At 70.8% G+C, this 20,172-nt stretch carries 16 protein-coding genes; 9 read left to right on the top strand and 7 right to left on the bottom strand.

Features of this window, described 5'->3' with window-relative positions; translation table 11 throughout:
* Positions 1-87: 87 nt before the first annotated feature.
* Positions 88-621 carry a DUF4240 domain-containing protein gene (locus tag ACZ68L_RS09350; protein WP_469575547.1) on the top strand — a complete coding sequence of 178 codons (534 nt, stop codon included), beginning with the start codon at positions 88-90 and terminating at the stop codon, positions 619-621.
* 94 nt (positions 622-715) lie between these two features.
* On the opposite strand, the gene ACZ68L_RS09345 is transcribed toward ACZ68L_RS09350, so the two are convergent.
* Positions 716-1,363, bottom strand: coding sequence for a mycothiol-dependent nitroreductase Rv2466c family protein (locus ACZ68L_RS09345; protein WP_469575545.1), 648 nt, complete (start codon positions 1,361-1,363; stop codon positions 716-718).
* A 131-nt stretch (positions 1,364-1,494) separates the two neighbouring features.
* Between ACZ68L_RS09345 and pepN (ACZ68L_RS09340) the strand changes: the two genes are divergently transcribed.
* From pepN (ACZ68L_RS09340) to ACZ68L_RS09325, 4 genes are all read left to right on the top strand, one after another.
* The gene (gene pepN / locus ACZ68L_RS09340; protein ID WP_469575544.1) at positions 1,495-4,110 is read left to right on the top strand and encodes an aminopeptidase N; all 2,616 of its coding nucleotides are present in this window, start codon (positions 1,495-1,497) and stop codon (positions 4,108-4,110) included.
* Positions 4,111-4,375: 265 nt separating this feature from the next.
* Positions 4,376-5,446 (top strand): hypothetical protein, encoded by a 1,071-nt coding sequence (locus ACZ68L_RS09335; protein ID WP_469575542.1) that lies wholly within the window; start codon positions 4,376-4,378, stop codon positions 5,444-5,446.
* Positions 5,447-5,625: 179 nt separating this feature from the next.
* The gene (locus ACZ68L_RS09330; RefSeq protein ID WP_469575541.1) at positions 5,626-8,937 is read left to right on the top strand and encodes a S8 family serine peptidase; all 3,312 of its coding nucleotides are present in this window, start codon (positions 5,626-5,628) and stop codon (positions 8,935-8,937) included.
* 209 nt (positions 8,938-9,146) lie between these two features.
* Positions 9,147-10,175, top strand: coding sequence for an aspartate-semialdehyde dehydrogenase (locus ACZ68L_RS09325; protein ID WP_469575539.1), 1,029 nt, complete (start codon positions 9,147-9,149; stop codon positions 10,173-10,175).
* 81 nt (positions 10,176-10,256) lie between these two features.
* Here ACZ68L_RS09325 and ACZ68L_RS09320 read toward each other — a convergent pair whose 3' ends face one another.
* Positions 10,257-10,757, bottom strand: a complete 501-nt coding sequence (locus ACZ68L_RS09320) for a DUF1203 domain-containing protein (protein WP_469575538.1) — start codon at positions 10,755-10,757, stop codon at positions 10,257-10,259.
* A 113-nt stretch (positions 10,758-10,870) separates the two neighbouring features.
* Between ACZ68L_RS09320 and pepN (ACZ68L_RS09315) the strand changes: the two genes are divergently transcribed.
* The 4 genes from pepN (ACZ68L_RS09315) to ACZ68L_RS09300 all read left to right on the top strand — a co-directional run bounded on the left by pepN (ACZ68L_RS09315) (position 10,871) and on the right by ACZ68L_RS09300 (position 14,821).
* Positions 10,871-13,447 carry an aminopeptidase N gene (gene pepN / locus ACZ68L_RS09315; protein ID WP_469575536.1) on the top strand — a complete coding sequence of 859 codons (2,577 nt, stop codon included), beginning with the start codon at positions 10,871-10,873 and terminating at the stop codon, positions 13,445-13,447.
* 78 nt (positions 13,448-13,525) lie between these two features.
* On the top strand, positions 13,526-13,804 hold the full coding sequence (locus ACZ68L_RS09310; RefSeq protein WP_469575534.1) for a hypothetical protein: 279 nt from the start codon (positions 13,526-13,528) through the stop codon (positions 13,802-13,804).
* Position 13,805: 1 nt separating this feature from the next.
* Entirely contained in the window at positions 13,806-14,366 is a 561-nt protein-coding gene (locus tag ACZ68L_RS09305; protein WP_469575532.1) for a hypothetical protein, read from the top strand.
* A gap of 197 nt (positions 14,367-14,563) precedes the next feature.
* Complete coding sequence (locus ACZ68L_RS09300; protein ID WP_469575531.1) at positions 14,564-14,821, top strand: hypothetical protein; 258 nt, start codon at positions 14,564-14,566, stop codon at positions 14,819-14,821.
* Positions 14,822-15,014: 193 nt separating this feature from the next.
* Here the strand turns inward: ACZ68L_RS09300 and alc are convergent, their stop codons facing one another.
* From alc to ACZ68L_RS09275, 5 genes are all read right to left on the bottom strand, one after another.
* Positions 15,015-16,154 carry an allantoicase gene (gene alc, locus ACZ68L_RS09295; RefSeq protein ID WP_469575530.1) on the bottom strand — a complete coding sequence of 380 codons (1,140 nt, stop codon included), beginning with the start codon at positions 16,152-16,154 and terminating at the stop codon, positions 15,015-15,017.
* Between the two features lie 55 nt (positions 16,155-16,209).
* On the bottom strand, positions 16,210-17,133 hold the full coding sequence (locus ACZ68L_RS09290; RefSeq protein ID WP_469575528.1) for a LysR family transcriptional regulator: 924 nt from the start codon (positions 17,131-17,133) through the stop codon (positions 16,210-16,212).
* A gap of 159 nt (positions 17,134-17,292) precedes the next feature.
* Positions 17,293-17,523: a hypothetical protein gene (locus tag ACZ68L_RS09285; protein WP_361439949.1), complete on the bottom strand. Its 231-nt coding sequence runs from the start codon at positions 17,521-17,523 to the stop codon at positions 17,293-17,295.
* A 57-nt stretch (positions 17,524-17,580) separates the two neighbouring features.
* Positions 17,581-19,872: a 4-alpha-glucanotransferase gene (gene malQ, locus ACZ68L_RS09280; RefSeq protein WP_469575527.1), complete on the bottom strand. Its 2,292-nt coding sequence runs from the start codon at positions 19,870-19,872 to the stop codon at positions 17,581-17,583.
* Complete coding sequence (locus ACZ68L_RS09275) at positions 19,873-20,145, bottom strand: hypothetical protein (RefSeq protein WP_469575526.1); 273 nt, start codon at positions 20,143-20,145, stop codon at positions 19,873-19,875.
* Positions 20,146-20,172 lie beyond the last annotated feature (27 nt).

Here is a 20,172-nt window from a genome sequence, read left to right as displayed (position 1 = left end):
TGCGCGGGCTCTTATGACACGCGCCACACGAATCGGGGTGCCTTCGCAGTCGCCCGACTGTCAGACCGCTCCGGCATGCTGCACCGCATGGACACCATGGACTTCTGGAATCTGATCGACGACGCCCGCGCCCGGGTCGCCGACCCGGCGGACGCCGAGGCCGTCGTCGGGCATGCCTGCGAACTGCTCGCCGCCCGGCCGCGGGAGGAGATCGTCGCCGCGCAGCAGTTGCTCTGGGACCTGATGGCCGCTTCCTACCGGGCACCGCTCTGGGCGGCCGCGTACACGATCAACGGCGGCTGTTCCGACGACGGCTTCGACTACTTCCGGGGCTGGCTGATAGCGCAGGGGCGAGAGGTGTTCGAGCGGGTCGTCGCCGATCCGGACACGCTGGCCGAGCTGCCGGTGATCCGGGCCGGGGCGCAGGAGAGGGAGGAAGTGGAGTGCGAGCGGATGCTCGGGATCGCCTGGGACGCACATCTGGCGGCGACGGGCGAGAAGCTGCCCGGCGGTTCGTTCACGATCCGCTACCCCGCCCTGGACCCGGAGTGGAACTTCGACTTCGAGGACACGGAGCGGGTGGCGTCGCGGCTGCCCGAGCTGACCGCGCTGTACGCGTAGAGGCGCGCTGTACGCGTACAGCGCGCCTCTACGCGTGAGCCGGAGGGGTGCGGGGTACGGACGGCGACCGGACCCCGCACCGAGCCGTGTGCGATCAGTCGAAGATCGGGCCCTGCGTGCGGGTCCGCTTGATCTCGTAGAAGCCGGGGATCGACGCCACCAGCAGCGTGCCGTCCCACAGCTTCGCCGCCTCCTCGCCCTTCGGGGCGGGGGTGACGACCGGGCCGAAGAAGGCGATCTGCTCGCCGTCCGCGCCCGGGACGGCGATGACCGGGGTGCCGACGTCCTGGCCGACCTTGTCGATGCCCTCCTTGTGGGAGGCACGCAGCTCGGCGTCGTACACGTCCGAGTCCGCGAAGTCCGCCAGCTCGGCCGGCAGGCCGACGTCCTGAAGCGCGCCCACGATCGCCTCGCGGGTGGGACCCTCGCCCTGGTTGTGGAAGCGGCTGCCGAGCGCGGTGTAGAGCGGGCCGACGATCTCGTCGCCGTGCTTCTGCTGGGCGGCGATGACTACGCGGACCGGGGCCCACGCCTTCTCCAGGAGGTCGCGGTACTCCTCGGGCAGCTCGTCGAGCTTGTCCTCGTTGAGCACGGCGAGGCTCATCACATGCCAGCGGACCTCGACGTCACGGACCTTCTCCACCTCCAGCATCCAGCGGGAGGTCATCCAGGCCCAGGGGCAGAGCGGGTCGAACCAGAAATCGACAGGGGTCTTGCCGGTCGCCGTGCTGTTGTCAGACATGTCTCTCCTCATGAGGGCGTTCGCACCTGTGCGCGAGAACGCCTCCGGGTGCACCGGCCATTCCCGTACCCCGGGCCGAGGGGCGACATGGGAGGATCAAACTATTCGAACGTGACACAAAGGAGTGTGCCGTGCCCGGTGAGAACCTGTCCCGCGACGAGGCCCGTGCGCGGGCCGAGCTGCTGAGCGTCGACGGCTACGAGGTCGCTCTCGATCTGCGTTCCGCCGTCGGTGGGCCCGACGGGGACGGCGACGGGACCTCTTCGGGCCCGCGGACCTTCCGCTCGGTGACCACGATCCGGTTCCGCACCGCGCGGGCGGGGGCGTCGACCTTCGCGGATCTGGTGGCGCCGAGCGTGAACGCGGTGACGCTGAACGGGCAGCCGCTCGACCCGGCCGTCGTCTTCGACGGCACACGGGTGGCGCTGGCGGAGCTGCCGGAGGGCGACAACGTTCTCGTGGTCGACGCGCAGTGCGCGTACAGCCGGACCGGCGAGGGCCTGCACCGGTTCGTCGACCCGGAGGACGGCGAGGTCTACCTCTACACGCAGTACGAGCCGGCCGACTCGCGGCGGGTCTTCGCGAACTTCGAGCAGCCCGACCTGAAGGCACCCTTCCGCTTCGAGGTGACGGCGCCCGAGGGCTGGACGGTCTGGAGCAACGGGGCCGAGGAGTCGCGGGACGGCGAGGTGTGGCGGTTCGTCGAGACGAAGCCGATCTCGACGTACATCACGGCGATCGTGGCCGGTCCGTACCACTACGTCACCGACTCCTACAGCCGTACGTTCGACGACGGTACGAAGCTGGAGATCCCGCTCGGCGCGCTGTGCCGCAAGGGACTCGCCCGGCACTTCGACGCGGACGACGTCTTCCTCGTCACCAAGCAGGGTCTGGACTTCTTCCACGACAACTTCGACTACCCGTATCCGTTCGGGAAGTACGACCAGGCGTTCGTGCCCGAGTACAACCTCGGCGCGATGGAGAACCCGGGCTGTGTCACGTTCCGCGAGGAGTACATCTTCCGCGGCAAGGTGACGCAGGCGGCGTACGAGAGCCGGGCCAACGTCATCCTGCACGAGATGGCGCACATGTGGTTCGGTGACCTCGTCACCATGCAGTGGTGGGACGACCTGTGGCTGAAGGAGTCGTTCGCCGACTTCATGGGCGTCTTCGCGATGGTGGAGTCGACCCGGTTCGAGGACGGCTGGATCACCTTCGCCAACAACCGCAAGTCCTGGGCGTACCGCGCCGACCAGCTGCCCTCCACGCACCCGATCACGGCCGACATCCGTGACCTGGAGGACGCCAAGCTCAACTTCGACGGCATCACCTACGCCAAGGGCGCCTCGGTGCTGAAGCAACTGGTGGCGTACGTGGGGCGGGACGCGTTCCTGGAGGGCGCCCGGCGCTACTTCAAGAAGCACGCCTACGGCAACACGCAGCTGGGCGATCTGCTGTCGGTCCTGGCCGAGACGTCCGGGCGCGACATGACCGCCTGGTCGCGGTCGTGGCTGCAGACCGCGGGCGTCAACTCGCTGACGCCGGTGGCGACGTACGACTCGGCGGACCGGATCACGGAGCTGGCGGTCCTCCAGGAGGCGGACGGTTCCCAGCCGGAGCTGCGGCCGCACCGGATCGCGGTCGGGCTGTACCGGCGCGCCGCCGACGGCGACCTGGTGCGGTACGCGCGCGCCGAGGCGGACGTGGCGGGGCCGCGCACGGTCATCACGGAGCTGGCCGGCGCCGAGCGGCCCGAGCTGATCCTGGTCAACGACGACGACCTCACGTACTGCAAGGTCCGCTTCGACGAGGTGTCCCTGGCCACGCTGCGCGCGCACCTGGGAGACATGACCGATCCTCTCGCGCGGGCACTGTGCTGGTCCGCGCTGTGGAACCTGACCCGGGACGGGCTGATGCCGGCCCGTGACTTCGTCTCCCTCGTGCTGGCCTTCTCCGGCCGGGAGTCCGACATCGGCGTGCTGCAGATGCTGCACATCTGGACCCGGACCGCGCTCACGCACTACGCGGCGCCGGGGTGGCGCGAGGAGGGCGGCCGGGCGCTGGCCGAGGCCGCGTTGCGGGAGCTGCGGATCGCCGGGCCCGGCAGCGAGCACCAGCTGGCGTGGGCGCGGTTCTTCGCCTCGGTCGCCGACTCGGACACGGACTTCCAGCTGCTCTCCGGGCTGCTCGACGGCTCGGCCCGGATCGACGGGCTCGATGTCGACCAGGAGCTGCGCTGGGCGTTCCTGTCGCCGCTGGCCGCGCACGGTGTGGCCGACGAGTCGGCGATCGACGCCGAACTGGCCCGCGACGACACGGCGTCCGGGAAGCGGCACCAGGTCCGCTGCCTGGCCTCCCGGCCGTCGGCGGCGGTCAAGGCACAGGCGTGGGCCGGCGTCGTGGAGTCGGACGCGCTGTCCAACGCGTTGGTGGAGGCGACGATCACGGGCTTCGCGCAGGCGTCGCAGCGGGAGTTGCTCGCGCCGTACACGGCCACGTACTTCGACGCGATCGAGCGGGTGTGGGCCGAGCGGTCGATCCAGATCGGCGTGATCGTGGTCAAGGGCCTGTTCCCGGCGCTCCAGGACGATCCGTCGACGCTCGCGGCGACGGACGCGTGGCTGACCGCGCACGAGGACGCGGCGCCGGCGCTGCGGAGGCTGGTGCTGGAGGCCCGGGACGATCTGGCCCGGTCGCTGCGGGCGCAGCAGTGCGACGCGGTGGCCGCCGCGGGGACCGCGGTCTGACGGATGCTCCGGGCCGGGCACGCCCCCGGCCTCGTCACCGCCCCGGACGGGCTCGGTCTTCACACCCGTCCGGGGCGGGGGCCTCGCGGGGCGCCCGGCCTGGCTGCCGTACCGGCACTCCGTCGGGTGAGGCGGCCGGACAATCCCTGGTGGGACGAGCTTTTCGGTTGTCGAACGTGCGTACTTTAGGGCGGCGTTGTCCCGAATTGTCGACGGGCGTGTAACAGGGGTTAGCGGCGGTGCCGCCTGCGGGATACCCCGGAGCATGACCCAGAACTCCCCGCTCTCCCCCTGTCACCTCCCCGTCGCCGGTGACGCCCGTCAACGTGTGCTGTCCGCCGCGCAGTTGAGGGCGCACGGCGTGTCCGTGGCCAAGGCCGCCGCGCAGTGCGGGGCCGGTGGGCCGTGGCAGCAGCCGCTGCCCGGCGTGTACGTCCTGCACCCGGGGCCGCCCACCGCCGAGGAACGGCTGCGTTCCGCCCTGCTGTACGCCGGACGGCCGTCGGCCTCGGGCCGCCGGGAGCTGCCCGCACAGTCGGGGCCGGGCACGGAGTCCGGGTACGGCGAGGCCATGATCACCGGGCTTGCCGCGCTCGCCCTGCACGGGTTCGCGGTCGCGCCGACGCCCGCCCCGTCGGCCAGGATCGATGTGCTGGTGCCGCGCACCCGGCGGCTGCGCTCGGTGCGGTTCGTCCATCTCGTGCGGGCCGCCGAGCCGCCCCGGCCCGTGCAGGTGGAGGGCCTGCCGGTGGCGCCGGTGGAGCGGGCGCTCGTGGACGCGGTGGCCGGACTGGAGGGCGCCCCGGCCGTACGCCGCCTGCTCACCGAGGCGGTCCGCGGCGGGCATTGCGAGCCGGCCGCGGTCGTACGAGAGCTGAGCCGGGCCGGGCTGCTGGGCCGCCCCCAGGTGGTGAACGCCATCGACTCGCTGCTCGCCGAGGGCCGGGCGCTGGCGGAGAGCCGGCTGTACGACATGGTGCGGTCGCACGGCCTGTCGGAGCCGCTGTGGAACGTGGACCTGCGGCTGCCCGGCGGCCCGCATCTCGGCGGGGTGGACGCCTACTGGCCCGAGCAGGCGGTCGCCGTGGTGCTCGACACCAGGGCGCCCCGGCACAGCAGGCTCGACGACGACCGGAGCCAGGAGGAGCACGACGCGCAGTGGTCCTCGTACGTCGCCGAGCGGGAGCATCTGGAGCGGCTCGGCGTCACCGTCGTCCACCTCTCGCCGACGAAGCTCCGGGACGCGCGGGAGCAGCAGGCCGTCGTGGTGCGTACGGCGCTGAAGGCGGCGGCCGATCGCGAGCCGGCCGCGTACGTGATGATCCTGCCCCGCTGAAGCCGGGTCTCAGGGGCCACTTATCTCCCGTTTCGTTCCTGATGGCACATCAGCCCCACTGGCGGAAGCCCGCCATGTCCACATCTCGCCCCCTGCAACTCTCCACAAACCCCTGTCATTTACGAAAGGGTGAGCGGTCATCCGGTACCGAATTCCGGACTTTCTCTTTCACTTCAGGGATGCTGATGACCACCGAGTCCCCCAGTTCCATACCCGGGGCGAGACGCGCGGCCCGAGTCGCGGCTGCCGCCGGCCTGGTGGCCGCGCTGGCCGCCACCGGCGCCACCCCGGTCTTCGCCGCAGACGACCCCGCCCCCGCCCCCGTCAAGTCCGCCGCCAAGGACGCGACGGCCGACAAGCTCGGCACGGCCGACGCCGAGCTCCTGGCCAAGGCCAAGGCCAAGGGCGAGAAGAACATCACCATGATGGTCGCCACCGCTCCCGGTGCGACCGCGCAGGTCACCAAGCAACTGGACGCCGTCGAGGGGTCCGTGCTGGGACGTGCGTACGACAAGCTCGGCTACGTACGGGTCACCGTGCCCACCGCGTCCGCCGAGGCGACCATCAAGGCGGCCTCCAAGCTGTCGTCCGTCCACGGCATCGATCTCAAGCAGGAGATCAAGCTGGACGACCCGACGCCCGCGGCCGACCGCGCGGCCGGGACCACGGCGAAGACGAAGGCCACCGGCTCCTACCCGGCGCCGGGCAAGAAGACCCCGGCGAAGAACCCGTACAACCCGTCCTTCGAGACGGGTGCGGTCGACTTCGTCCAGCAGCACCCGAAGGCCGACGGGCGCGGGGTGACCATCGGCATCCTCGACTCGGGTGTCGACCTCGGCCACCCGGCGCTGCAGAAGACCACCACGGGCGAGCGCAAGATCGTCGACTGGGTGACCGCCACCGACCCGGTCAGCGACGGCGACGGCACCTGGCTGCGGATGACGGACGCCGTGTCCGGCCCGACGTTCACGTACCAGGGCCGCACCTACAAGGCGCCCGAGGGCTCGTACAAGATCAAGCTGTTCGCCGAGGCCGCCACCAAGGGCGGCGACATGAAGGGCGACCTGAACCGCGACGGTGACACCACCGACGTCTGGGCCGTGCTCTACGACCCGGTCACCGGCACCGTGCGCGTCGACCTGGACAACGACGGCGACTTCACCAACGAAACCGCCATGAAGCCGTACAAGGAGAAGCACCAGGTCTCCTACTTCGGCAAGGACGACCCGCGGACGGATGTCGTCGAGCGCATTCCGTTCACCGTGGAGACGCGCAAGAACGTCGTCTACAACGCGGCCGGCGCCACGTCCGACTACGTGAACATCGGCGTCATCGAGAGCGAGCACGGCACCCACGTCGCGGGCATCACCTCCGCGAACGGCCTGTTCGGCGGCAAGATGAACGGTGCCGCGCCGGGTGCGAAGATCGTCTCCTCGCGTGCCTGCACCTGGTCCGGCGGCTGCACCAACATCGCGCTCACCGAGGGCATGATCGACCTCGTCGTGAACCGCGGTGTCGATGTCGTCAACATGTCGATCGGTGGCCTGCCGCCGCTCAACGACGGCAACAACGCCCGCGCCGAGCTCTACAAGCGGCTCATCGACATCTACGGCGTCCAGCTGGTCATCTCGGCCGGAAACGACGGCCCGGGTGTCAACACGATCGGTGACCCCGGCCTCGCCGACCACGTCATCTCCGTCGGCGCGTCGATCTCCAAAGAGACGTGGGCCGCCAACTACGGCTCGAACGTCACCAAGAAGTACGACATGATGCCGTTCTCCTCGCGCGGCCCGCGTGAGGACGGCGGCTTCACGCCGACCCTGTCGGCCCCGGGTGCCGCGATCAACACCACCCAGACCTGGCTGCCCGGCAGCCCGGTCAAGGAGTCGGGTTACACCCTGCCGGCCGGTTACTCCATGCTGCAGGGCACCTCGATGGCCTCGCCGCAGGCCGCCGGCGCGACCGCGCTGCTGCTCTCCGCCGCGAAGCAGAAGCACATCGAGCTGCCCCCGGCCGATCTGCGCACCGCGCTGACCAGCACCGCCACCCACATCAAGGACGTGCCCGCGCACGCCCAGGGCTCCGGTCTGATCAACATCGTCGATGCCTGGAAGCAGATCGAGAAGCAGGGCGCCCCGGCGCACGAGTACTCGGTGAAGGCCCCGGTCGACACCGCGATCGACTTCGCGCTCAAGACCCCCGGCTTCGGCACCGGTCTGTACGACCGCGAGGGCGGTCTGAAGGTCGGCCAGAAGAAGTCGTACGACGTCACGATCACCCGCACCACGGGACCGGACAAGGCCGTCAAGCACCAGCTGTCGTGGAAGAACAACGACGGCACCTTCAAGCTGGCCGGTCCGGGCACGGTCTCCCTGCCGCTGGGCAAGCCGGTGACCGTCAAGGTCGAGGCGAAGCCGGGCAGCGCGGGCGTGCACAGCGCGATCCTGCGGGTGGACGACAGCAAGACCGTCGGCGTGGACCAGCAGATCCTCACCACGGTGGTCGTCTCCAAGGAGCTCGCGAAGCCCACCTACACGTTCAAGGCGTCCGGCTCGGTGCAGCGCAACAGCACCACGTCGTACTTCGTGACCGTTCCGGAGGGCGCCAAGACCCTTGAGGTGTCCCTCGGCGCGCTGCGCTCGGGCAGCCAGACCCGCTTCATCTCCATCCACCCGTACGGGGTGCAGATGGAGGACAGCGGAACGCCGTTCTGCTACCCGAACTACGACAACCCGACCAACACCTGCCGCCCCGACGTGCGCTCCTACAAGGACCCGCAGCCGGGCGTCTGGGAGATCGAGGTCGAGGCACGGCGTACGTCGCCGCTGCTGGACAACCCGTACAAGCTGGATGTCTCGCTGCTCGGCGCGACCTTCGACCCGGCGGTGCAGACCATCGCCGAGGCGAAGATCGGCACGCCCGCCCCGGTGAGCTGGAAGGCCACCAACAACGCGGGCGACCTGGAGGGCACCCTCAAGGGCGGCTCGCTGGGCTCGGCCAAGGTCGCCAAGCCGTCTATCAAGACGGGCGACGAGCAGCAGTTCGAGGTCACCATCGGTGAGGGCGTCGAGAAGCTGGACATCGCCATCGGCGGAACGTCGGACGCCAACGCCGACCTCGACCTGTACGTCTTCCGGGGCAACACCCAGGTCGGCAAGTCCACCACGGCCGGCTCCGAGGAGTCGGTCAGCCTGGTGAAGCCGGCCGCCGGTACGTACACCGTCGTGATCGACGGCTACAGCGTTCCGGCCGGGACCACCACGTACGACTACCGCGACGTGTACTACGCACCGTCGCTCGGCACGATCAAGGTCGACGAGTCGAAGGCCGTGAACCTGGCCAACGGCGCCTCGGCCCAGATCGGTGCCGAGGTCTCGGTGGCCGGGGCGGCCCCCGAGGGCCGGCAGTTCTTCGGCGAGGTCCGCCTGGTGAACAGCCACGGGACCGCGGCGGGCACCGGCAGCGTCGTGATCGAGAAGGTCACGCCGTAGCGGAGCCCGTGATCACAGGGTGACCGCGGTCACCGCGTGATCCGTACGACAGTGGGGCGGGTGCTCGATGGAGCTCCCGCCCCACTGCTCTGCCCGCCCGGCCGGGCGGGAGGTGTCCGCAGCGCGGACAATGGATTGGACAAGGAAGCCGTGGACATACGCATCATGGAGCGGCAACCGTGCCAGTTCGTACGTTCGAAGGAGTCCCTGTGAAGGTCGGAATCGTCGGCGCCACCGGTCAGGTCGGCACAGTCATGCGCAGGATCCTGGCCGAGCGGAAGTTCCCGGCCGACGAGCTGCGGCTGTTCGCCTCCGCGCGCTCCGCGGGCTCCACGATCGAGTGGCAGGGCCGGGAGATCACCGTCGAGGACGCCTCGACGGCCGATTACACCGGGCTGGACATCGTGCTGTTCTCGGCCGGTGGCGCGACCTCGAAGGCGCTCGCCGAGAAGGTCGCCTCGCAGGGCGCCGTCGTGATCGACAACTCCTCCGCCTGGCGCAAGGACCCCGAGGTCCCGTTGGTCGTCTCCGAGGTCAACGCGCGCGCGATCGCGAACCGCCCCAAGGGCATCATCGCCAACCCGAACTGCACCACGATGGCCGCCATGCCCGTGCTGCGCCCGCTCCATGACGAGGCCGGCCTCCAGGCGCTGACCGTCGCCACCTACCAGGCGGTGTCCGGCTCCGGTCTGGCCGGCGTCGCCGAGCTGCACGGCCAGGCGTCCAAGGTCGTCGCCGAAGCCGACCGGCTCACCCATGACGGCGAGGCCGTCGACTTCCCCGAGCCGGGCGTCTACAAGCGTCCGATCGCCTTCAACGTGCTGCCGCTGGCCGGCTCGATCGTCGACGACGGCTCCTTCGAGACGGACGAGGAGCAGAAGCTCCGCAACGAGTCCCGCAAGATCCTGGAGATCCCGGAGCTCAAGGTGTCCGGCACCTGTGTCCGGGTGCCGGTCTTCTCCGGCCACTCGCTCCAGATCAACGCCCGTTTCGCCCGTCCGGTCAGCGTCGAGCGTGCCTATGAGCTGCTGAAGGACGCCCCGGGCGTCGAGATCTCCGAGATCCCCACCCCGCTGCAGGCGGCCGGCAAGGACGCCTCGTTCGTCGGCCGGATCCGGGTCGACGAGACCGTGGAGAACGGCCTCGCGCTCTTCGTCTCCAACGACAACCTGCGCAAGGGCGCGGCGCTGAACGCGGTGCAGATCGCGGAGCTGGTGGCGGCCGAGCTGAACGGCTGACCCGTTCGGCCCCTTCGGCGATCGAGGAGCGGGGCCCCGGGCGGGGCCCCGGGCGCCGCTCGGAGGCCGGCCGGCAGCCTCTCAGGGGCGGCGCACCTCGAAGTGCAGGCAGCCGTACTCCACGGCCCTGACGTGCACCAGCGCCACCGCCGGATCGGCGAAGGCCTCGTCGAAGGCCTCGTCGTACCCCCGCTCCTCGTCGGCCGGGATCTCCAGCAGCCGGCCGCCGACGATGTGGCCTTCCGCGTCGTAGCGCCGGACGGTACGCAACGCTCCCGCCCGGGAGAAGGGGTATCCGGACCGGTCGGCCGCGGGCCCCCCGCACTCCTCGGCATGGATGAAGACCGGGCCCTGCTCGTCGTACGCCCCCGGCCTCGCCCACGTCTCGGACGCCCAGCGGCGCAGCGGCGCGTACGAGACGAGGGCGATCCGCTCCCCCGCCTCGCTCCCGCGCAGGCAGCAGCGCAGCGGGTCGCCGCTGTCGGTGGCGGTGTACGGAGCGCAGGGACGGCCCGCGTCGTCGGTGTCGCGGAGCTCCTTGAGCGTGGCCGGGTCGATCGGGCGGGCCTCATATGTGGTCATGCGTCGAGCGTGGCCCGCCGCGCAGGAACGGTCCGGCGAAAAACGGACATCGCGCTGCGCACAGGTCGCATGGAAGGATGACCGGAAACGTCACATACGAAGGAGATGACCGCGTGCCTGGCACCAATCTGACCCGCGAAGAGGCACAGGAGCGGGCGCGCCTGCTGACCGTGGACGCGTACGAGATCGAACTCGACCTCTCCGGAGCGCAGGAGGGCGGCACCTACCGGTCCGTCACCACCGTGCGCTTCGACTCCGCCGAAGCCGGTGCGGAGACCTTCATCGACCTGGTCGCCCCGGCCGTGCACGAGGTCGAGCTGAACGGCAGGGCGCTGGATGTCGCGGCCGTCTTCCGCGACTCGCGCATCGCGCTCCCGCACCTGGTCGCGGGCTCCAACGAGCTGAAGGTCGTCGCCGACTGCTCGTACACCAACACGGGTGAGGGCCTGCACCGCTTCGTCGACCCGGTCGACCAGCAGGCCTACCTCTACACCCAGTTCGAGGTACCGGACGCGCGCCGCGTGTTCGCGAGCTTCGAGCAGCCCGACCTGAAGGCGACGTTCCAGTTCACGGTGAAGGCGCCGCACGGCTGGACGGTCATCTCGAACTCCCCGACGCCCGAGCCGCAGGACGACGTCTGGACCTTCGAGCCGACGCCGCGCATCTCGACGTACATCACGGCGCTGATCGTCGGCCCGTACCACTCGGTGCACAGCAGCTACGAGAAGGACGGCCAGTCCGTTCCGCTCGGCATCTACTGCCGGCCGTCGCTGGCCGAGTACCTCGACGCGGACGAGATCTTCGACGTCACGCGGCAGGGCTTCGACTGGTTCCAGGAGAAGTTCGACTACGCCTACCCCTTCGCCAAGTACGACCAGCTGTTCGTCCCGGAGTTCAACGCCGGCGCGATGGAGAACGCGGGCGCGGTCACCATCCGCGACCAGTACGTGTTCCGTTCGAAGGTGACGGACGCGGCGTACGAGCGGCGTGCGGAGACCATCCTGCACGAGCTGGCGCACATGTGGTTCGGCGACCTCGTCACCATGGAGTGGTGGAACGACCTGTGGCTGAACGAGTCGTTCGCCACGTACACCTCGGTCGCCTGCCAGGCGTACGCGCAGGGCTCGAAGTGGCCGAACGCGTGGACCACGTTCGCCAACACCGAGAAGACCTGGGCCTACCGCCAGGACCAGCTGCCGTCCACGCACCCGATCATGGCGGACATCCGTGACCTGGACGACGTGCTGGTCAACTTCGACGGGATCACGTACGCCAAGGGCGCCTCGGTCCTGAAGCAGCTGGTGGCGTACGTCGGCATGGACGAGTTCTTCAAGGGCGTCCAGGCGTACTTCAAGGCTCACGCGTTCGGCAACACCCGGCTGTCCGATCTGCTGGGCGCGCTGGAGGAGACCTCCGGCCGCGACCTGAAGACCTGGTCGAAGGCGTGGCTGGAGACGGCGGGCATCAACATCCTGCGCCCGGAGATCGAGACGGACGACAACGGTCACGTCACGTCCTTCACCGTCCTCCAGGAGGCCCCGGCCCTCCCCGCCGGTGCGAAGGGCGAGCCGACGCTGCGGCCCCACCGCATCGCGATCGGCTGCTACGACCTCGACGCGAACGGCAAGCTGGTCCGTACGAACCGGATCGAGCTGGACGTCGACGGCGCGCGCACGACCGTGCCGTTCCCGGCCGGCACCGCCCGTCCCGCCGTGGTCCTGCTCAACGACGACGACCTCTCGTACGCGAAGGTCCGCCTCGACGAGGAGTCGCTGCGTGTCGTCACCGAGCACCTCGGCGACTTCACCGAGTCCCTGCCGCGCGCCCTGTGCTGGGCCTCCGCCTGGGACATGACCCGCGACGGCGAGCTGGCGACCCGGGACTACCTCTCCCTGGTGCTCTCCGGCATCGGCAAGGAGTCGGACATCGGCGTCGTCCAGTCGCTGCACCGCCAGGTGAAGCTGGCGCTGGACCTGTACGCGGCGCCGGAGTGGCGCGAGGCCGGGCTGACACAGTGGACCGAGGCCACGCTCGCGCACCTGCGCGCGGCGGAGCCGGGCAGCGACCACCAGCTGGCCTGGGCCCGCGCCTTCGCGGCGACGGCCCGCACCCCGCAGCAGACGGACCTGCTGCAGTCGCTGCTCGACGGCAAGGAGACGGTCGAGGGCCTGGCCGTCGACACGGAGCTGCGCTGGGCGTTCGTGGAGCGGCTCGCCGCGGCCGGCCTGCTCGAAGAGGACGAGATCGCCGCCGAGTACGAGCGCGACAGGACGGCGGCGGGCGAGCGCCACGCGGCGACCGCCCGCGCGGCACGCCCCACGGAGGAGGCGAAGGCGGAGGCGTGGGCCTCGGTCGTCGAGTCCGACAAGCTGCCGAACTCCCTCCAGGAGGCGGTCATCGCCGGCTTCGTCCAGACCGACCAGCGCGAGCTGCTGGCCCCGTACACGGAGAAGTTCTTCGCGGCGGTCAAGGACGTCTGGGAGGCGCGCAGCCACGAGATGGCGCAGCAGATCGCCGTGGGCCTGTACCCGGCCCTCCAGGTCTCGCAGGCCACCCTGGACACCACGGACGCCTGGCTGTCCTCGGCGGAGCCGACCGCGGCCCTGCGCCGCCTGATGTCCGAGTCGCGCGCGGGCGTGGAGCGTGCCCTGAAGGCCCAGACGGCGGACGCGGCGGCGGCCAGGGCGTAACGACCGGGCAGACAGGAAGAGCGGTGGAGCCCCGGACCGTGTGCACAGTACGCATGGTCCGGGGCGCCGCTGTCCCTGGTGAGCGGCGGCCGCGGGGTCAGCAGTTTCGTGCTCGGAGAATTGTTCCGCGACGTCTCGGGCGATGAACTGAAGGGGAGCGGTGTGGAAGTGGGGCGACTCTGGGACAACACCGAGAGTCAGAATATCAAGCTGAACGTGCAGGCAGCCGAGAAGTACGGCCTCAAGGACGCAAGCCAGATTTCCGGGTGGGCGTCCTCTGGTACCGAGGACGGCCTCAACGACGCCACGACGATTGCGCGACGCACGTCCAAAGACCTCGAAACCGAAATCCCCTAACGTGAAATCGAAGCCGATGACACACACCCGCCCCCACTCCTCCTTGGCCCTCATCTGTGGCCTCCTGGCCGTTGGCCTGGCCTTGACCGCCTGCTCGTCAGGAACGTCAAAGGCACAGCGGGAATATGAGGTCCCGGACAAGCTCTGCGGCACTCCTGTCGACCGCGATGCACTCGACGCGTTCCTCCCACCAGGGAAGGAACTCACCACGCACAAGGAGTACCTTTACGATCATTTGTCCGAGCAGTGCAACGTCCTCGTTGACGGCAAACTCGCCGTTAGTACCAGGCGCCAGTGGTTGACCGGCAATAAATCAACGGATTGGTACGCCAACAGGCCGGGGTTCACGCCGGACCACTGGACCGACGACGAAAGATTCATATATTCGGACTATATGGCGTTCGGGAAAACGAAGAACTGCACGCGCACTATAGGCACCGACGAGTACGCGATGTTCACCAGGTTTTTCGCCGATGGTTCCAAACATCGGGATGCCAACGCCATGAAAGACCTCATTACCCACTTCACGGACGCCGTGGAACGATCGAATGATTGCCGCTGAGGGCACACGGGAGCAGGCATGGCGAGGGCATCGCCTGGACTCCGGCGTCAGCGTCAGAGGCAGGGGCCTTCGCAGAGTTCCGTGGTGATCCGGTTCGCCAGAAACAGCATTGATGTGTCGTCACATCCGGTTCGAGATGAGGGGTCCGCAAAGCAGTGCAGGGCACGGCCGTGGTGATCACGCGGGTTTGGAGGCCCGTGAACACCGAGCGAATCCGTGCCTGCACCCTCATCTTCGGCGAGGACGACTCCAAGGTCCGCACTGGACAACTGCCCCGCACGACGGCGTACTTGAGCAACCTCGCCATCGGCGTCCCCCGGCAAAACGGCCACGACAACATCACCGCCTCCGTCCGCCATGCCGCCTGCGTCTTCGCGCGCCCGGTCAAGCTCTGCGCCGGGCCATCACGGCCTGACAAAACCGGACGGACCGCTTTCACACGAAGGGCCCCCTGACCGGGCGGGGCGGGGCAGGGAGGCATGCCGGGGCCGCCGTGGGCGCGTATGGAAACCGCCCGTCGGGCGGGCGCCGATGCGCAACCGTCCGACGGGCGGGGGCAGAAGGGGATGCGGGGAGGAGACGGGTGCCGGGGCGAGGAGGTCCCGGAGGAACGGGTGAGGGCCTCCGGCCCCGATCGGCCGGACGGTCTTACGCGCCCGACTCCTCGTAGCGCCGGGTCAGTTCGGCGGCGCCCGTCTCCGTCAGGCTGCCGTGCAGGCGCATCCGGGCGACGCCGCCGTCCGGGAAGGCGTCGAGACGGACGTGGGTGACGATCGCCTGGGCGCGCAGGGGGAAGCGGTGGAGGGTGTCGGGCTGGAGCCTGGTGCGGGGGATGATCTCGAACCACTCGCCGGTCTCGCCGTTGCGGCCCTGGAGGGCGATCCAGCCGGCCGCGTTGCCCTTGAGGTAGGCCGTGTCGATCTCGACCGCGCGGACTGCGCCCTGGGCGGGGAGGCGGAAGCGGACCCAGTCGTTCGTGTCGCGGACCCGGCGGCGGCGGTTCTCCCAGCCGTCGTCCATCTTGCGGGAGGTGCCGGGCAGGATGATCTGGGTCGGCGAGGAGTAGAAGCGGTCGGACGCGTCCTCGTAGCTGCCGCCGTTCAGGACCGAGATCAGGTCGAACGTGCCGAGGGTGGCGAGCCAGGACGGGTCGGGGAGGACCTCGCCGTGGACGCGGAGGCGGGCGATGCCGCCGTCGGGGTGCTGGCAGAGGCGGACGTGGGTGTAGCGGCGACCGCCGGTGATCTCGAAGCCGTTGGCGGCGTGGCCGCGTACCGGGGTCGGCGGGACGATCTCCTCCCACTTCACGTCGTCCGCGAGGAGGTCGGCGGGGCTCGGCGAGCCCTCGACCGCCGTGGCCTGGATCGAGACGCGCTGCGGGTAGTTGCCGCGGAAGTGGGCGGTGTCGACGACGATGCCGCGGATGACGCCGGGGGCGCCGAGACGGATCAGGGCCCAGTCGTGCTCCTCGGGGGCCGGGAACGGGTGGGCCGCGTCCGCCCCGCGTCGGCGGCGGGTCTCCCAGCCGTCCATGATCTTGCCCTTGTGGCCGAAGTGCTCAGGGTCGAAGACCGCGCGCTCGCGGACGAGGAGGTTCTCGCGCTCGGCGAAGAACTCGTCGTTGGCGGCGATCACGCCCGCGCCGAGGCGGCGGTCGGCGAGGTCGACGAGTTCGGTGAAGGGGAGGTCGGTGGTGCGGTAGTCGGCGTACGGGTCACCACCGCCGTACGGGGCCGCGTCGTTGGCGTGAGGGTTCTCCTGCTGGTTCTCGTTCTCGTCGAAGGTCATGCCTCTACTGTCGCGGCGAACAACCCATTAGGTCCATCGAAAGTTTTTGCATCATCTATTCAGCCGAACTGAACGATTTGGCTGTCTCGGTGAGCGCCGCCAGGACTCGGGCCACCGCCGGTCCCTGCTCGGCCCCCTGCCGTACGGCCGCCACCACATGGCGTCGCGGCTGATCGGCTTCGAGGGCGCGCATCACCACGCCACCCCGGTTCCGCCGTTCCGCCGACGCCATGCGCGGGATCAGGGCGACCCCCATGCCCGCCTCGACCATGGCCAGGATCGCCGTCCAGCCGGAGGCGCTGTGCGCCTGCTCGGGTACGAATCCGGCGGCCTCGCAGGCGGCCGTCGTGATCTGCGACCAGGGTCCGGAGCCACCGTAGATCCAGGGGTCGCCGGACAGGTCCGCCAGCCGGAGGGCGGGGGCCGCGGCGAGGTGGTGGTCCGCGGGCAGCGCCACGTCCAGCGGATCCGCCAGCAGAGGCAGCACGGCGAACCGGGGGTCGCGGGCCGTCGGGGCGTGCGCGGCGAGGGACAGCGCGAGGTCCACCTCACCGGCGACCAGGAGTTCGTACGCCTGCGCGGCCTCCGCCTCCCGCACCCGTACGTCCGGTCCCGGACGTTCCTCGGCGCGCAGCCGCTGGATCGCGGGCACGACGAGGGCGGGCACCGCCGTGGCGAACGCCCCGATCCGTACCTCTCCGGCCTCGCCGCGCAGGTAGCCGGTCAGTTCGGCGTCGGCGCGCTCCAGTTGGGCGAAGACGGCCTCGGCGTGGCGCAGCACGAGATGCGCGGCATCGGTGAGACGGACCCGCCGGCCCTGCGCCTCCAGCAGCGGTACACCCAGCTGTCCCGACAGGTTGGACAACTGCTGCGAGACCGCGGACGGGGTCATCAGCAGGGCCTGTGCGGTCGCGGTGACCGTGCCCCGGTCACGCAGGGTGCGGAGGATGCGGAGCTTCTTGACGTCCCACTCGATCATGGCCGCAACCTACCCGGGCCCCGGGACGGGGCACCCGGGGCCGGACACGCGTGTGCGCCGCACGGTACGGGGTACCTGCGGCGCACACGGGAAGAGCCTCGGTGCCAGGGGTGTACTGAAGAGCGTGGCGCGAGCCCGGCCAGGATCTCCAGTGCCTTCCTAGGCCTGCTTCTTGGACTTGTCGAGGATCATGACCAGGCCCGCGATGACCACGAACAGGGCGATGGGGGCCACGACGTACAGACCGATGGTCTCCATCACGCTCAGGCCCGGACCGGGGTCGTCACCGGCGTCGCGGGTGAGCGCGAGCGCGGGGGACGACATGAGCAGCATCATCAGCGTCGTTCCGGCCGCGACGGCGCCGGCGCGCATAGCGTTCTTCTTGTCCACGGTGCAAACGTAGCGCGCGCCCGGAACGGGCGCGCGCCCGGGGGGTGCCGTACGCAGTCACGGGCGGGGTTCCAGCCGGGATTCCGGGCGGGATTCCAGGCGGGATTCCGGGCGGGATTCCGGGGGTGCCTCGCGGGGCGCGAGGGCCTCCATCAGCCGGTGGAGACGGGGTGCGACGGCCAGCTCCTCCAGGGTGACCGGCCGGTCTTCCGCGTCGGCCACGGGCAGACGCCAGTTGGGATACTGGTCCCAGGTGCCGGGGAGATTCTGCGGGCGGCGGTCGCCGAGCGTGTCGGGCAGCCAGACCCCGACCATGCGGGCGCGGGTGCGCAGCAGGAAGCGGTGCACGGCGCGGACGGCGCCCTCCTCGTCGCCCTCCCCCTCCGGAAGCAGGCCGAGCCGGGCGAGATACCCCAGCCACTCGGCGGTGTCGGTCGCGTCGGCCGTCAGTTCCTCCGCGAGACCGCCGGTGAGCAGGCCGAGGCGGTGGCGCAGTCTCACGTGGTCGCCGGTCAGCCGGGCGGCGGTGGACGGCAGATCGTGCGTGGTGACGGTGGCCAGGCAGTCCTCGCGCCACTCCTCGGGGGCCAGGGGACGCCCCGAGCCCGCCCAGTCCCGTTCGAACCAGAGCACGGAGGTGCCGAGCACGCCGCGCCGCGCCAGCGCCTCGCGCACCCCCGGTTCGACGGTGCCGAGGTCCTCCCCCATGACGACCGCGCCGGCCCGGTGCGCCTCCAGGACGAGGACGGCGAGCATCGCCTCGGCGTCGTGAGCGACGTAGGTGCCCTCGGTGGGCGGGCGCCCCTCAGGCACCCACCAGAGCCGGAACAGGCCCATGACGTGGTCGATGCGCAGGGCGCCCGCGTGGGCGAGGAGCCCGCGCAGCAGCCCGCGGAACGGGGCGTAGCCGGACGCGGCGAGGGCGTCGGGGCGCCAGGGCGGCAGGCCCCAGTCCTGACCGTGGGCGTTGAAGGCGTCCGGGGGCGCGCCGACGGACATGCCGTGCGCGAGGGCGTCCTGCTGGGCCCAGGCGTCGGCGCCGCCGGGGTGCACGCCGACGGCGAGGTCGTGGACGATGCCGACGGCCATTCCGGCGTCCAGGGCGGCGCGCTGGGCGGCGGCGAGCTGGCTGTCGGTCAGCCAGGCGAGCCGGCAGTGGAAGTCGACCCGGTCCATCAGCTCGCGGCGGGCGCGGGCGGTCGCCTGGGAGCGGGGGTCGCGGAGCGCGGCCGGCCAGCTGTGCCAGTCGGAGCCGTGCAGCTCGGCGAGGGCGCACCACAGGGCGTGGTCCTCAAGAGCCTGTCCCTGCTCGGCCAGGAAGTCGCAGTACGCGGCGCGGCGGCCCGGGGTGAGGGGCACGTCCACCACGAGTCCGAGGGCCTGGCGCTTGAGTTCCCAGACGGCGTCCCGGTCGATCAGGGCGCCCTTGTTCAGGACGGTGTCGCTGAGGGTCGCCGCGTCCTGCCGCAGATCGTCGAGCGCGCCCCGGTCCGGCACATGCCCGTACTCGGGCACGGACTCGACGTGCAGGTGGACGGGGTCGGGGAAGCGCCGTGACGACGGGCGGTACGGGGACGGGTCGGTGGGGTCGCCGAGCACGGCGGCATGGAGCGGGTTGACCTGGACGAACCCGGCGCCGAGGGTCCGCCCGGACCAGGCAGCGAGATCCGCGAGGTCCCCGAGGTCCCCCATGCCCCAGGAGCGGGCGGAGAGCAGGGAGTAGAGCTGGACGAGGAAGCCGTGGCTGCGCGCGGGCGGCTGCGGCACCCGGGGCGGGGCGACGACGAGCGTGCAGCTCGCGTCCCGGCCGCCCGGTACCCGTACGGTCAGCCGGTGCACCCCGAAGGGCGGTCCGACCCACCAGGCCGGGGTCGGGGACGCGCCCGCACCCGGCACGGCGCCCGCGCCGGTGAGGGTATCCGCGCCCGGCTCGGCGCCCACGTCCGCGCCCGTGTTGCCGCCCGAGCCCCCGCCCGCACCCGCGTCGGCGGTCGCCCGTCCCGAAACGGCCGGTTCCGGTCGGTCGGGCCGGACACACATCCGCGGGAGCGGGGGCGATCCGGCGTCCTCCAGTCCGATGTGCAGCGTGGCGCCGGACGGCAGGGCGGTCAGGGCCCGGGGCAGCGGCTCCCCGGTCCACACCACCAGCGTCGGCGGGAGCAGCCGGGCCGCGGCCGAGTCCTCGGCGGCGGCCAGCGATTCCCGTACCGCTTCGGGTGTGGCGGCGTCCACCCCGAGCGCGGCGAGCACGGCGACGACCGTGTCGTCGGGGACCGCCACCGTGACATCGGCGGACGGGGAGTAGGAGGTGGCGACGCCGTGCAGTGCGGCGAGCCGGGACAGGCCCATTCAGACTCCTGGGGACTCCATGCCCCACGCGTTGCCGGACGAGGCCGGTTCGCTGGTCAGCGGGGCGTTGACGGCGAGCGGGGGTTCGCTGGTCAGCGGCGTGGCGTCGGCGAGCGGAGGCTCGCTGGTGAGCGGTATCGCGTCGGCGAGCGGCGGCTCGCTCGTCAGCGGACCGGGGCCGGTCGCGGGGCCGGGGAAGGCGGCGGGCAGCGGGGTGGGACCGGACGCCTGCTTGGAGAGGGCGGAGAGCAGAAGCTGCGCGGCAGCGGGCATGGCGGCCTCCTGGCCGTGGCGGAACAG

The organism is Streptomyces sp. NPDC104309 (genome assembly GCF_055584025.1).
This window is presented reverse-complemented; position numbering and strand designations above follow the sequence as displayed.

Excerpts from the sequence above, each read along its gene's own strand:
- ACZ68L_RS09335 (WP_469575542.1), top strand. The coding sequence starts at position 4,376 with ATGACCCAGAACTCCCCGCTCTCCCCCTGTCACCTCCCCGTCGCCGGT.
- ACZ68L_RS09320 (WP_469575538.1), bottom strand. The coding sequence starts at position 10,757 with ATGACCACATATGAGGCCCGCCCGATCGACCCGGCCACGCTCAAGGAG.
- ACZ68L_RS09345 (WP_469575545.1), bottom strand. The coding sequence starts at position 1,363 with ATGTCTGACAACAGCACGGCGACCGGCAAGACCCCTGTCGATTTCTGG.
- alc (WP_469575530.1), bottom strand. The coding sequence starts at position 16,154 with ATGACCTTCGACGAGAACGAGAACCAGCAGGAGAACCCTCACGCCAAC.
- ACZ68L_RS09330 (WP_469575541.1), top strand. The coding sequence starts at position 5,626 with ATGCTGATGACCACCGAGTCCCCCAGTTCCATACCCGGGGCGAGACGC.
- ACZ68L_RS09290 (WP_469575528.1), bottom strand. The coding sequence starts at position 17,133 with ATGATCGAGTGGGACGTCAAGAAGCTCCGCATCCTCCGCACCCTGCGT.
- ACZ68L_RS09350 (WP_469575547.1), top strand. The coding sequence starts at position 88 with ATGGACACCATGGACTTCTGGAATCTGATCGACGACGCCCGCGCCCGG.
- malQ (WP_469575527.1), bottom strand. The coding sequence starts at position 19,872 with ATGGGCCTGTCCCGGCTCGCCGCACTGCACGGCGTCGCCACCTCCTAC.
- ACZ68L_RS09275 (WP_469575526.1), bottom strand. The coding sequence starts at position 20,145 with ATGCCCGCTGCCGCGCAGCTTCTGCTCTCCGCCCTCTCCAAGCAGGCG.